Genomic DNA, 12,926 nt, shown 5'->3' with positions numbered 1-12,926 from the left:
TTCGAACGATTGCCTGGGTAAATGGAAAGCTTCTCGCTGATCCTCGCGATTGTGGTCGTAACCGCACTCGCGTTCGATTTCACGAACGGTTTCCACGACACCGCCAACGCGATGGCCACAACCATCTCGACCGGTGCACTCAAGCCCAAGGTCGCGGTGGCCATGTCCGCCGTGCTCAACCTTGTAGGCGCCTTTCTCTCGGTGGAGGTCGCCAACACGATCTCCAAGGGTCTCGTCGACGAGACCGGCATCCGTCCCGAGGTCATCTTCGCCGCGTTGGTCGGCGCGATCCTCTGGAACCTGCTGACCTGGCTGGTGGGCCTGCCCTCCAGTTCCTCGCACGCCCTCATGGGCGGTCTGATCGGCGCCACCATCGCCTCGGCGGGCGTCGGCGCGGTCCACAGCGACGTACTCGTCACCAAGGTCCTGATCCCGGCGATCGCGGCCCCGCTGGTCGCGGGCATCGCCGCGCTGCTCGCCACCCGCCTGTCCTACACCCTCGGCAAGAAGGCCGACGGCAAGGCCGCCGAGAAGGGCTACCGCGCGGGCCAGATCGCCTCCGCCGGCCTGGTCTCCCTCGCGCACGGCACGAACGACGCCCAGAAGACGATGGGCATCATCACCCTCGCCCTGGTCGCCGGCGGCGCCGTCGCCCCCGACTCCGACCCGCCCACCTGGGTCATCCTCTCCGCGGGCCTCGCCATCGCGCTCGGCACCTACCTCGGCGGCTGGCGCATCATCCGCACCATGGGCAAGGGCCTGACCGACCTCCAGCCGCAGCAGGGCTTCGCCGCCCAGACCAGCGCCGCGACGGTCATCCTGGCCTCCTCCCACCTCGGCTTCTCCCTCTCCACCACCCACTCGGTCTCCGGCTCGGTGATGGGCGCGGGCCTGGGCCGCAAGGGCGGCGTCGTCCGCTGGTCGACCGCCACCCGCATGTTCGTCGCCTGGGGCCTCACGCTCCCGGCCGCGGCCCTGGTCGGCGCGCTCGCCGAGTACGTGACCGGCTTCGGCACCTGGGGCACGGCCGTCGTCGCCGTCTTCCTCATCGCCTCCAGCGCCGCGATCTGGAAGATCTCGCGCCGCGAGGTCGTCGACCACAGCAACGTCAACGACGCCGAGGAGCCGCCCGGCGTGGTGACCACCGCGATCGCCGCGGTGACCCCGCCGCCCGCGGGCACGATGGCCGAGGACCTGTCGGCGACCATCCCGGCCCCCGCGGCCGAGTCCGCCCCGTCGGCCACCACCACCGTCTGAGCCGCAGCCGGCCAGGTACGAAGGAAGAGACAGCATGAAGATCGACTGGGCGGCTCTCGGCTCCGTCTTCGGGGTCAGCCTCGTGGTCACCGTGGCCCTCGTGGCCCTGTTCACCCTCGGCATCGTCGGCCTCTCCCGCCGCGAGCGGGCCGCGGCCCAGGGCGGCTCCGCCGCTCTCGCGGTCACCGGCGCGTACGCGTGCTTCGCGGCGTGCGCGGCGGCGGTGGCGTACGGGATCTCCCTGATCATCGTCTGATCGGCACCTGATCGGTCTGATCGGCGTCTGATCGGCGACACACGCGCACCACGTGGGGTGCGGGACGGAAGACCGTCCCGCACCCCACTTGTGTGTGGGGTTCTGCACACTCTCCCGTCGCAGGTCAACAGCAAGTTGACGGCTCTTCCGGGGCCGTGGTGGACTGCCGGAGCCATGTACGGCGGCAGAAGAGGAAGCCGGTGCGAATCCGGCGCGGTCCCGCCACTGTCACCGGGGTAGAAAGCCCCGGGAGCCAGGAACTCTCACCGCCGGTCTCGTCGAACCAGGGCGTGGACACCCTGAGTGAGGACATATCGCCATGCTCGGCTGCCGATTGAGGTCCAGCACCAGGTCGTTTCCCGACCCCACGGTCGGCTGAGCCGATGGGTGCCGATCGCGTCTTCGCGTACGGCGCCGCCGCCGGCCTCCTCGGTGACCTGCTCCTCGGCGATCCGCGCCGCGGACACCCGGTCGCCGCGTTCGGCCGGGCCGCGGGTGCCGTCGAGCGGGCGCTGTGGCGCGACCACCGGGGGTGGGGCGCGCTGCACACCGCCGTCTGCGCGGGCGGGGCCGTCGGCCTCGGCGCCGCCGCGGCGCGTTGCGTACGGTCCTCCCCCGCCGCCTCCTTCGCCCTGACCGCGGCCGCCACCTGGGCCGTCGTCGGCGGAACCTCCCTCGGCCGGGAGGCCCGGACCATCGGGCGCGCACTCGAAGCGGGGGACGTCGACGGGGCGCGGGAGCGGCTGCCGCATCTGTGCGGGCGGGACCCGCAGGCCCTCGACGCGGACGGGATCGCCCGGGCGGTGGTGGAGTCCGTCGCGGAGAACACGTCGGACGCGGTGGTGGGGGCGCTGGTGTGGGGCGGGATCGCGGGAGTGCCGGGGCTGCTCGGGTTTCGGGCCGTCAACACGCTTGACGCGATGGTCGGGCACAAGTCGGCTCGTCATCGGCGGTACGGGTGGGCGTCCGCGCGGCTCGACGATGTCGTGGGGTGGCCGGGGGCGCGGGTGACTGCGGTGCTCGCCACCGTGGCCGGAGGGGACGCCCGAGGGGCCGTACGGGCCTGGCGTACTGATGCGGCCAAGCATCCGAGTCCGAACGCCGGGCCTGTGGAGGCGTCGTTCGCGGGGGCGCTCGGGGTGCGGCTGGGGGGGACGTTGTCGTACGGGGGGCGTGTTGAGCATCGGCCTGTGCTGAACGGGGAGGGGCGTGCGGTGGAGGTTTCGGACATTGAGCGGGCTGTTCGGTTGTCTCGGCGGGTGAGTTGGCTGGCGCTGGGGGTGAGTGCGGCCGGTTCGCTACTGCGGGGGCGGGTGGCACGGCGCCCGGCGCTGTCGGCTGTGCCCACCCTCCCCCACTCTCGGCTTCGCTCGAGCGGGGGGACCCCCATCGCCCTGCGGAACGACTGCCCACAGCGGTTGGGAGGTCGCGCATGACCGGACGTGGGCTGTTGGTCGCCGGTACTACCTCCGATGCCGGGAAGAGTGTCGTCACCGCCGGGATCTGTCGGTGGCTGGTGCGGCAGGGGGTCAAGGTCGCGCCGTTCAAGGCGCAGAACATGTCGCTCAACTCGTTCGTGACGCGGGAGGGTGCCGAGATCGGGCGGGCGCAGGCCATGCAGGCGCAGGCCTGTCGGGTGGAGCCGACCGCGCTGATGAATCCGGTGCTGCTCAAGCCGGGCGGGGAGCAGAGCAGTCAGGTCGTGCTGCTCGGGAAGCCCGTGGGTGAGATGGGCGCGCGTGGCTATCACGGTGGGCGGCAGCAGAAGCTGCTCGGGACCGTGTTGGACTGTCTCGCCGAGTTGCGGGGCACGTATGACGCGGTGATCTGTGAGGGGGCCGGCAGTCCCGCCGAGATCAACTTGCGGCGGACCGACATCGTGAACATGGGGATCGCCCGCAACGCGCGGCTCCCCGTGCTCGTCGTCGGCGACATCGACCGCGGGGGTGTGTTCGCCTCCTTCTTCGGGACCGTCGCCCTGCTGTCGCCCGAGGACCAGGAGTGGGTCGCCGGGTTCCTCGTGAACAAGTTCCGGGGGGACGTCTCGCTGCTGGAGCCGGGCCTCGACATGCTGCACGGGCTCACCGGACGGCACACGTACGGCGTCCTGCCCTTCCGGCACGGCCTCGGCATCGACGAGGAGGACGGGCTGCGGGTCTCGCTGCGGGGCACGGTGCGGGAATCGAACGTCGCGCCGCCCGTCGGTGCGGACGTGCTGCGCGTCGCCGTCTGCGCGATCCCCCTCATGTCCAACTTCACCGACGTGGACGCGCTGGCCGCCGAGCCGGGTGTCGTCGTGCGGTTCGTGGACCGGCCGGAGGAGCTGGTCGACGCCGATCTGGTCGTGATCCCGGGGACCCGGGGGACCGTCAAGGCGCTGGAGTGGCTGCGGGAGAGGGGGCTCGCGCAGGCCATCGCCCGCAGGGCCGCCGAGCACAGGCCGGTCCTCGGTGTCTGCGGCGGCTTCCAGATCCTCGGTGAGCACATCGAGGACGAGGTCGAGAGCCGGCGCGGGCACGTCGAGGGTCTCGGGATCCTGCCCGTGCGGGTGCGGTTCGCCCGCGAGAAGACCCTCACCCGGCCGGTGGGGGAAGCCCTCGGCGAGCGGGTCGAGGGGTACGAGATCCATCACGGGGTCGCCGAGATCGCAGGCGGAGAGCCCTTCTTGGACGGCTGCCGGGTCGGCCAGACCTGGGGCACGCACTGGCACGGCTCGCTGGAGTCGGACGGTTTCCGGCGGGCCTTCCTGCGCGAGGTGGCGGCCGCCGCGGGCCGTCGCTTCGTGCCCGCCCCCGACACGTCGTTCGCCGCGCTGCGCGAGGAGCAGCTCGACCGGCTCGGCGACCTGATCGAACTGCACGCGGACACGGACGCGCTGTGGCGGCTCATCGAGTCCGGCGCGCCGCAAGGACTGCCCTTCATTCCACCGGGAGCGCCCGCATGAGCACTGTGTTGTTGTTGTCGACCGCCGACACCGATCTGTTGGCGGCTCGGGCCGCCTCCGGTGCCACCTACCGGATCGGCAACCCGACCCGGGTGGACGTGGCGCAGGAGTTGCCCGGCCTCGTCGCGGGCGCGGACATCGCCGTCGTACGCCTCCTCGGCGGCAAGCGTGCCTGGGAGGACGGGCTCGCCGCGCTGAAGGCGTCCGGCATCCCGACCGTGCTGCTGGGTGGCGAGGCCGTTCCGGACGCGGAGTTGATGGCCGAGTCGTCCGTCCCGGCCGGTGTCGTGGCGGAGGCGCTGCGCTACCTCGTCGAGGGCGGGCCCGCCAACCTCACGGAGCTGGCGCGGTTCCTGTCCGACACCGTGCTGCTGACCGGCGAGGGTTTCGTCGAACCGCAGAAGATGCCGGAGTACGGAGTTCACGGCGAGCGTGCCTTCGTGGACGGCCGTCCGACCGTCGGTGTGCTCTTCTACCGGGCTCATGAACTCAGCGGCAACACCGCCTTCGTGGACACCCTGTGCGACGCGATCGAGGCTCGGGGCGCCAACGCCCTCCCCGTGTTCTGCGGTTCGCTGCGGGGTGCCGACGCCGGTCTCTTCACGATCCTCGACACGGCCGACGCCCTCGTCGCCACCGTCCTCGCCGCCGGCGGCACGCACGCCTCGCAGGCCTCCGCGGGCGGCGACGAGGAGTCGTGGGACATCGGGGCGCTGGCCGACCTCGACATCCCCGTGCTTCAGGGCCTTTGCCTCACGTCGTCGAAGCAGGCCTGGGACGAGTCCGACGCCGCCCTCTCCCCCATGGACGCGGCGATGCAGGTCGCGATCCCCGAGTTCGACGGACGCCTCATCACCGTCCCGTTCTCGTTCAAGGAGCAGGGCCCCGACGACGTGCCCGTGTACGTCGCCGACCCCGAGCGGGCGGCGCGGGTCGCCGGGATCGCCGTACGGCACGCGCGGCTCAAGCACACGGCGAACGCGGAGAAGAAGATCGCGCTCGTCTTCACCGCCTACCCCACCAAGCACTCGCGGGTCGGCAACGCGGTCGGGCTCGACACGCCCGCTTCGGCGGTTCGGGTGCTGGACGCCCTCAGGGAAGCCGGCTACTCGCTCACCGAGTACCCCGACAACGGCGACGAGCTGATCCACCGGCTCATCGAGGCCGGCGGCCACGACGTGGAGTGGCTGACGGAGGAGCAGCTGGCCTCCGCGCCCGCGCGGGTGCCGCTCGCCGACTACCGGGCGTGGTTCGACAAGCTCGACCCCGAGCTGCGCAACGGGATGCTTCAGGCGTGGGGCGAGCCGCCGGGCGGTCTGTACGTGGACGGGGACGAGATCGTGCTGGCCTCCCTCCAGTTCGGGAACGTCGTCGTGATGATCCAGCCGCCGCGCGGCTTCGGGGAGAACCCGATCGCGATCTACCACGACCCCGACATGCCCCCGTCGCACCACTACATGGCCGCCTACCGCTGGCTGGAGAACAGTTTCGGCGCCGACGCGATCGTCCACATGGGCAAGCACGGCACGATGGAGTGGCTGCCGGGCAAGGGGCTGGGGCTGAGCGGGGGGTGCGCGCCGGACGCCGTCCTCGGCGACCTGCCGCTGATCTACCCGTTCATCGTCAACGACCCCGGTGAGGGCACACAGGCCAAGCGGCGCGGACACGCCACGGTCGTCGACCACCTGGTGCCGCCGATGGCGCGGGCCGACACCTACGGCGACCTGGCCAAGCTGGAGCAGCTCCTCGACGAGTACGCGCTCGTCTCCGACCTGGACCCGACGAAGGCCCCGGCCGTCCGCGCGCAGATCTGGACGCTGGTGAAGGCGGCCGAGCTCCACAACGACCTGCACGTGGACGAGCAGCCCGGCGACGACGACTTCGACGAGTTCGTCATGCACATCGACGGCTACCTGTGCGAGATCAAGGACGTGCAGATCCGGGACGGGCTGCACATCCTCGGCGGCGGTCCGGTCGGCGAACCGCGCGTCAACCTGGTGCTGGCCGTGCTGCGCGCCTCGCAGGTGTGGGGCGGCAAGGCGAACGCGCTGCCGGGTCTGCGGGCGTCGCTCGCCGCACACTTCGGGCTGGTGGAGAAGGAGCTGCTGGCCGAGCCGGGTGCGCCGGTGAAGCTGCCGGTGGAGCTGACGGACCTGGTCGAGGGCCCGTCCCGTACGGCGGCCGACGCGATCGACCTGCTGGAGCAGCTGTGCCGGCGGATGGCGGAGGGCATGGAGGCCCGGGCGTGGGACGTGACGGCGGTCCCCGCCCTCGTCCGTGAGGTGGCCGCCGCCGAACTCCCGGACGCCGTCGCGGTGTTGGAGTTCGCCTGCACCGAGGTCGTGCCCCGGCTGGAGAAGACCACCGACGAGATCGGGCACATCCTGCACGCCCTCGACGGCGGTTACGTCCCGGCGGGTCCGTCCGGTTCGCCGACGCGCGGTCTGGTCAACGTGCTCCCGACCGGGCGCAACTTCTACTCCGTCGACCCCAAGGCGATCCCCTCCCGGCTGAGCTGGGAGGTCGGGCAGTCCCTCGCGGACTCGCTGGTGCAGCGCTACCTCCAGGACACCGGCGAGTACCCGAAGTCCGTCGGCCTGACGGTCTGGGGTACGTCCGCCATGCGCACCCAGGGCGACGACATCGCCGAGATCCTGGCGTTGCTGGGCTGCCGTCCGGTGTGGGACGACGCGTCGAGGCGCGTGACCGGCTTCGAGGTGGTGGGCCTGGAGGAGCTGGGCCGGCCGCGCATCGACGTCACGGTGCGTATCTCCGGGTTCTTCCGGGACGCCTTCCCGCACGTCGTCGGGCTGATCGACGACGCGGTGCGGGCGGTGGCCGAGCTGGACGAGCCGGGCGAACGGAACTTCGTGCGGGCGCACGCCGACGCGGACACCGCCGAGCACGGCGACCGGCGCCGGGCCACGGCCCGCATCTTCGGCTCCAAGCCGGGCGCGTACGGCGCGGGTCTGCTGCCCCTGATCGACGCCCGCAACTGGCGCTCCGACGCCGACCTCGCCGAGGTGTACGCGGTGTGGGGCGGCTACGCCTACGGGCGCGGGCTCGACGGCAGGGCGGCGCGCGGGGACATGGAGACGGCGTTCAAGCGGATCGCGGTCGCCGCGAAGAACGTGGACACGCGTGAGCATGACCTCGTCGACGCCGACGACTACTTCCAGTACCACGGCGGCATGGTCGCCATGGTGCGCCATCTGACGGGGGCCTCCCCCGAGGCGTACGTCGGTGACTCCGCCGTCCCCGACCAGGTCAAGACCCGCACCCTCGGTGAGGAGACCCACCGCGTCTTCCGCGCCCGCGTGGTCAACCCGCGCTGGATGGCGGCGATGCGGCGCCACGGCTACAAGGGCGCCTTCGAGATGGCGGCGACCGTCGACTACCTCTTCGGCTACGACGCCACGGCCGGGGTCGTCGACGACTGGATGTACGAGAAGCTCAGCGCGGAGTACGTCTTCGACGCGGAGAACCGGGACTTCATGAAGAAGTCCAACCCCTGGGCGCTGCGCGGCATCACGGAGCGGCTGCTGGAGGCCGCCGACCGCGGTCTGTGGGCCGAGCCGGACGCGGACACGCTGGAGCGGCTGCGCGCCACCTACCTGGAGCTCGAAGGCGACTTGGAGGGCGACGAAAAGTGAGTACCCCCTTTCCGTTCACGGCTGTCGTCGGGCAGGACGATCTGCGGCTCGCGCTGCTGTTGAACGCGGTGTCGCCGGCGGTCGGTGGAGTGTTGGTGCGCGGGGAGAAGGGGACCGCGAAGAGCACCGCGGTGCGGGCGTTGTCCGCGCTGCTGCCGGAGGTCCCGGTCGTCCCCGGGTGCCGTTTCTCCTGCGACCCCGCCAAGCTCGACCCCGCGTGCCCGGACGGGCCGCACGAAGTCGGCGCCGGCATCGAGCGGCCGGCCCGGATGGTCGAGCTGCCCGTCGGCGCCTCCGAGGACCGGCTGGTCGGCGCGCTGGACATCGAGCGGGCGCTGGCGGAGGGCGTGAAGGCGTTCGAGCCGGGGCTCCTCGCGGACGCGCACCGCGGGATTCTGTACGTCGACGAGGTCAACCTGCTCCACGACCACCTCGTCGACCTGCTGCTGGACGCGGCCGCGATGGGCGCCTCGTACGTCGAGCGCGAGGGTGTCTCCGTACGGCACGCCGCCCGCTTCCTGCTCGTCGGCACCATGAACCCCGAAGAGGGCGAGCTGCGGCCGCAGTTGCTCGACCGGTTCGGTCTGACCGTCGAGGTCGCGGCCTCGCGGGAGCCGGAGCAGCGGGTGGAGGTCGTGCGCAGGCGGCTGGCGTACGACGACGATCCCGCAGGGTTCGCGGCGAGGTGGGCCGACGAGGAGACCGCCGTACGGGCGCGGATCGTGGCGGCGCGGAAGTTGTTGCCGTCGGTGCGGCTGGGCGACGGGGCGCTCAGGCAGATCGCGGCGACCTGCGCGGCCTTCGAGGTGGACGGCATGCGTGCCGACATCGTGATGGCGCGTACGGCGACGGCGCTGGCCGCGTGGGCCGGGCGGACCGATGTGCTGGCGGAGGACGTGCGGCAGGCGGCGCTGCTCGCGCTGCCGCACCGCAGGCGACGGAATCCCTTCGATGCGCCGGGGCTCGACGAGGACAAGCTGGACGAGACGCTGGAGGAGTTCGGGGACTCCCCCGACGACGACCCCGACCCAGATCCCGACCACGACCCAGATCCCGACCCCGATTCCGGGCCCGACGGGCCCGGTGGAGGTGGCGGGGAGCCGCCGTCGGAGGGGCCCGAAGGGGGCGACACCGGGGCGCGGCCCGAGGCCGGTGAGGACGGTCAGCCGCAGGCTTCGGGAGCTGCCGAGCAGTCCGCCGCACGGGCCTCCGAGCCGTTCCGCACCAAGGTGCTCAGCGTGCCCGGCATCGGTGAGGGTGCCGCCGGGCGGCGTTCACGGGCGCGGACCGAGCACGGACGGACGACCGGGGCCCGGCGGCCCCGGGGGACGCTCACCAAGCTGCATCTGGCGGCGACCGTGCAGGCGGCCGCGCCGCACCAGCGGGCGCGGGGCAGGTCGGGGCCGGGTCTGGTCGTGCGTCGGGACGATCTGCGGCAGGCGACCCGGGAGGGGCGCGAGGGCAACCTCGTGCTGTTCGTCGTGGACGCCTCCGGGTCGATGGCGGCGCGGCAGCGGATGAGTGCCGTGAAGGGTGCTGTGCTGTCGCTGCTCCTCGACGCCTACCAGCGGCGGGACAAGGTGGGGCTGGTGACCTTCCGGGGGTCTGCGGCCGATGTGGCGTTGCCTCCGACGTCATCCGTGGACGCGGCGGCGGCCCGGCTGGAGTCGCTGCCGACCGGCGGGCGGACGCCGCTCGCCGCCGGACTGCTCAAGGCGCACGACGTGCTGCGCGTGGAGCGGCTGCGGGATCCGGCGCGGCGGCCGCTGGTCGTCGTCGTGACGGACGGGCGGGCCACCGGAGGGCCGGAACCCGTTGCGCTCGCCGGGCGGGCGGCTCGGCTGTTCGCGGCCGAGGGCACCGCCTCCGTGGTCGTGGACTGCGAGTCGGGGCCCGTGCGGCTGGGGCTCGCGGGGCAGCTCGCCGGTGAGCTGGAGGGTACGGCCGTGACGCTGGACGAGTTGCGGGCGGACTCGATCGCCGGGCTGGTCAGGGACGTTCAGGGCTATTCGAGGAGGGCCGCGTAATGCCGCAGGGGCAGCCGAGTGTCGTGCCGGACGACGGACTGACGACTCGTCAGCGTCGTAATCGGCCGCTGGTCGTCGTGCACACGGGCGTCGGGAAGGGCAAGTCGACCGCTGCGTTCGGGCTCGCTCTGCGTGCCTGGAACCAGGGGTGGCCCATCGGGGTGTTCCAGTTCGTCAAGTCGGCGAAGTGGAAGGTCGGCGAGGAGCGGGCGCTGCGGGTGCTCGGGGACTCCGGTGAGGGCGGGTCCGTCGCCTGGCACAAGATGGGTGAGGGCTGGTCGTGGGTGCAGCGCGACCTGCAGGGGGACAACGTCAGCAACGAGGAGAAGGCCCGGGAGGGCTGGGAGCAGGTCAAGCGGGACCTCGCCGCCGAGACGTACCAGCTGTACGTGCTCGACGAGTTCGCGTACCCGATGCACTGGGGATGGGTCGACACCGATGAGGTCGTCGACGTCCTGCGCAACCGGCCCGGGACCCAGCATGTGGTGATCACGGGGCGCAACGCTCCGGAGAAGCTCGTGGACCTCGCCGACCTGGTGACCGACATGTCCAAGGTCAAACACCCCATGGACGTCGGGCAGAAGGGGCAGAGGGGCATCGAGTGGTGACTTCTTCCGTCCCACGACTGGTCATCGCCGCGCCCTCCTCGGGCAGCGGCAAGACCACCGTTGCCACGGGGCTGATGGCCGCGTTCGCCGCGCGGGGGCTCGCCGTGTCCCCGCACAAGGTCGGGCCGGACTACATCGACCCCGGGTATCACGCCCTCGCCACCGGGCGCGTGGGACGGAACCTCGACGCGTACCTGTGCGGGCCGGAGTTGGTCGGGCCGCTGTTCGCGCACGGTGCGGGCGGGTGTGACATCGCCGTCGTCGAGGGTGTGATGGGGATGTACGACGGGGCCGCGGGGGAAGGGGAGCTGGCGTCCACGGCTCATGTCGCGAAGCTGTTGCGGGCGCCGGTGGTGCTGGTCGTCGACGCGTCGTCGCAGTCTCGGTCCGTTGCGGCCCTGGTGCACGGGTTCGCGTCCTGGGATCCGGAGGTTCGGGTCGGGGGCGTGATTCTGAACAAGGTCGCGTCGGATCGGCATGAGGAGCTGTTGCGGGAGGCGCTGGACTCGGCGGGGGTGCCGGTGCTCGGGGTGCTGCGGCGGGTGGCTCAGGTGGATACGCCGTCGCGGCATCTGGGGTTGGTGCCGGTCGCCGAGCGGCGGGGGGAAGCGGTCGACGCCGTCGGGGCGATGGCCGCGCAGGTGTCCCGGGGCTGCGACTTGGACGCCCTGATGGCGCTCGCGCGGAGTGCGGGTGCGTTGTCGGGTGCGGCCTGGGACGCGGCTGAGGCAATGACCTCGCCCACCCACGGCCACCCGACTCGGCCGGCCGAGAAGCAGGAGCAGAAGCCGACGCCGCACGCAGAGGAGCCCGCGCCGCGCGTTGCCGTAGCCGGTGGGTCCGCGTTCACCTTCTCCTACGCCGAGCACACCGAGCTCCTCACCGCCGCCGGTGCCGAGGTCGTCCCCTTCGATCCTCTCCGGGACGAGCGACTGCCGGAAGGCACGGCTGGGTTGGTGATCGGTGGTGGATTCCCCGAGGTGTACGCCGCCGAGCTGTCCGCCAACGAGCCGCTGAGGAAGGCCGTTGCGGACCTCGCGGAGTCCGGGGCTCCCGTCGCCGCCGAGTGTGCCGGGCTGCTGTATCTGTGCCAGGAACTGGACAGGCTGCCGATGTGCGGGGTGCTCGATGCCACCGCCCGGATGTCGGAGCGGCTGACCCTCGGGTATCGGGACGCGGTGGCCGTGAGTGACAGCGCGCTCGCCGTGGCCGGGACGCGGATGCGGGGGCACGAGTTTCACCGGACCGTCGTCGAGCCGGGTTCGGGCGCTGCTCCCGCGTGGGGGGTGCGCGCTCCGCTGCGGCGGGTCGAAGGTTTCGTACAGCGTGGTGTGCACGCGAGTTATCTGCACACGCACTGGGCGTCCGAGCCCGGTGTGGCCCGTCGGTTCGTGGAGAGGTGCCGGACGTCATGAGCAGCAGGCTGATCGGAGTCGGGGTCGGGCCGGGCGATCCGGAGCTGGTGACCGTCAAGGGGGTCAACGCGCTGCGGGCCGCCGATGTGGTGGTCGTGCCCGTGATGGCTGCGCCGGACGGAAAGGACGGCGGGGAGCGCGGGCGGGCCGAGGCGACCGTGCTGCACTACGTGCCCGAGGAGAAGGTCGTGCGGGTGGTGTTCGCGCTGAACGAGCGCACCGACCGGGCGCGGCGGGAGGCCGCCTGGGACGCGGCGGGCGAGCGGGTGGCGGGGCTGTTGCGGGAGCACGGCTCGGTCGCCTTCGCGACGATCGGCGACCCGAACGTGTACTCCACGTTCACCTATCTCGCGCAGACCATCGCCGAGCTGGTGCCGGGTGTCGGCGTCGAGACCGTGCCCGGGATCACCGCCATGCAGGATCTGGCGGCCCGGTCGGGTGCCGTGCTCACCGAGGGGACCGAGCCGTTGACGCTGGTGCCGGTGACGGCGGGGTCGGCGGTGCTGAAGGACGCGCTGGCCGGGCCCGGGACGGTCGTCGCCTACAAGTTCGGGCGGCAGGCCGGCGAGGTCGCGGAGGCACTGCGGGAGACCGGGCGGATCGGCGACGCCGTGTGGGGGTCGGCCCTCGGGCTCGCCGACGAGTCGATCCAGTCGGCCGCCGGCCTCGACGGGGCTCCGCTGCCGTATCTGTCGACGCTGATCGCGCCCGCGCGACGCGACGGCGGGCGGGGCGGCAAGCTGTGACCGCCCCCCGAAGAAGCGGA

Annotated in this window: 9 protein-coding genes and 1 riboswitch; all 9 genes read left to right on the top strand. The window is 72.2% G+C overall.

Features of this window, described 5'->3' with window-relative positions:
• Window positions 1–21: 21 nt before the first annotated feature.
• The 9 genes from ACFYWX_RS42415 (at window position 22) to cobI (ending at window position 12,906) form a co-directional block, all read left to right on the top strand.
• Window positions 22–1,257 (top strand): anion permease, encoded by a 1,236-nt coding sequence (locus ACFYWX_RS42415; RefSeq protein ID WP_389430618.1) that lies wholly within the window; start codon window positions 22–24, stop codon window positions 1,255–1,257.
• 34 nt (window positions 1,258–1,291) lie between these two features.
• Window positions 1,292–1,513, top strand: a complete 222-nt coding sequence (locus tag ACFYWX_RS42410) for a hypothetical protein (protein WP_389430616.1) — start codon at window positions 1,292–1,294, stop codon at window positions 1,511–1,513.
• A 141-nt stretch (window positions 1,514–1,654) separates the two neighbouring features.
• Window positions 1,655–1,797, top strand: a riboswitch (cobalamin riboswitch).
• A gap of 99 nt (window positions 1,798–1,896) precedes the next feature.
• On the top strand, window positions 1,897–2,949 hold the full coding sequence (locus tag ACFYWX_RS42405) for a cobalamin biosynthesis protein (protein ID WP_389430615.1): 1,053 nt from the start codon (window positions 1,897–1,899) through the stop codon (window positions 2,947–2,949).
• Window positions 2,946–4,457, top strand: a complete 1,512-nt coding sequence (locus tag ACFYWX_RS42400) for a cobyric acid synthase (RefSeq protein ID WP_389430614.1) — start codon at window positions 2,946–2,948, stop codon at window positions 4,455–4,457. The genes ACFYWX_RS42405 and ACFYWX_RS42400 overlap by 4 nt, the downstream gene beginning before the upstream one ends.
• On the top strand, window positions 4,454–8,110 hold the full coding sequence (cobN, locus tag ACFYWX_RS42395; RefSeq protein WP_389430612.1) for a cobaltochelatase subunit CobN: 3,657 nt from the start codon (window positions 4,454–4,456) through the stop codon (window positions 8,108–8,110). The genes ACFYWX_RS42400 and cobN overlap by 4 nt, the downstream gene beginning before the upstream one ends.
• Window positions 8,107–10,137, top strand: a complete 2,031-nt coding sequence (locus ACFYWX_RS42390) for a putative cobaltochelatase (RefSeq protein WP_389430610.1) — start codon at window positions 8,107–8,109, stop codon at window positions 10,135–10,137. The genes cobN and ACFYWX_RS42390 overlap by 4 nt, the downstream gene beginning before the upstream one ends.
• Entirely contained in the window at window positions 10,137–10,745 is a 609-nt protein-coding gene (cobO, locus tag ACFYWX_RS42385) for a cob(I)yrinic acid a,c-diamide adenosyltransferase (RefSeq protein ID WP_389430609.1), read from the top strand. Before ACFYWX_RS42390 ends, cobO begins: the two co-directional genes overlap by 1 nt.
• Window positions 10,742–12,160 carry a cobyrinate a,c-diamide synthase gene (locus ACFYWX_RS42380; protein WP_389430607.1) on the top strand — a complete coding sequence of 473 codons (1,419 nt, stop codon included), beginning with the start codon at window positions 10,742–10,744 and terminating at the stop codon, window positions 12,158–12,160. The genes cobO and ACFYWX_RS42380 overlap by 4 nt, the downstream gene beginning before the upstream one ends.
• On the top strand, window positions 12,157–12,906 hold the full coding sequence (gene cobI / locus ACFYWX_RS42375) for a precorrin-2 C(20)-methyltransferase (protein ID WP_389430606.1): 750 nt from the start codon (window positions 12,157–12,159) through the stop codon (window positions 12,904–12,906). The genes ACFYWX_RS42380 and cobI overlap by 4 nt, the downstream gene beginning before the upstream one ends.
• Window positions 12,907–12,926: the final 20 nt, after the last annotated feature.

It is taken from the genome of Streptomyces sp. NPDC002888, assembly GCF_042888465.1.
Taxonomy (GTDB): domain Bacteria; phylum Actinomycetota; class Actinomycetes; order Streptomycetales; family Streptomycetaceae; genus Streptomyces.
The sequence above is the reverse complement of the archived record's forward strand: the minus strand, read 5'-3'. Positions and strand labels throughout refer to the sequence as shown.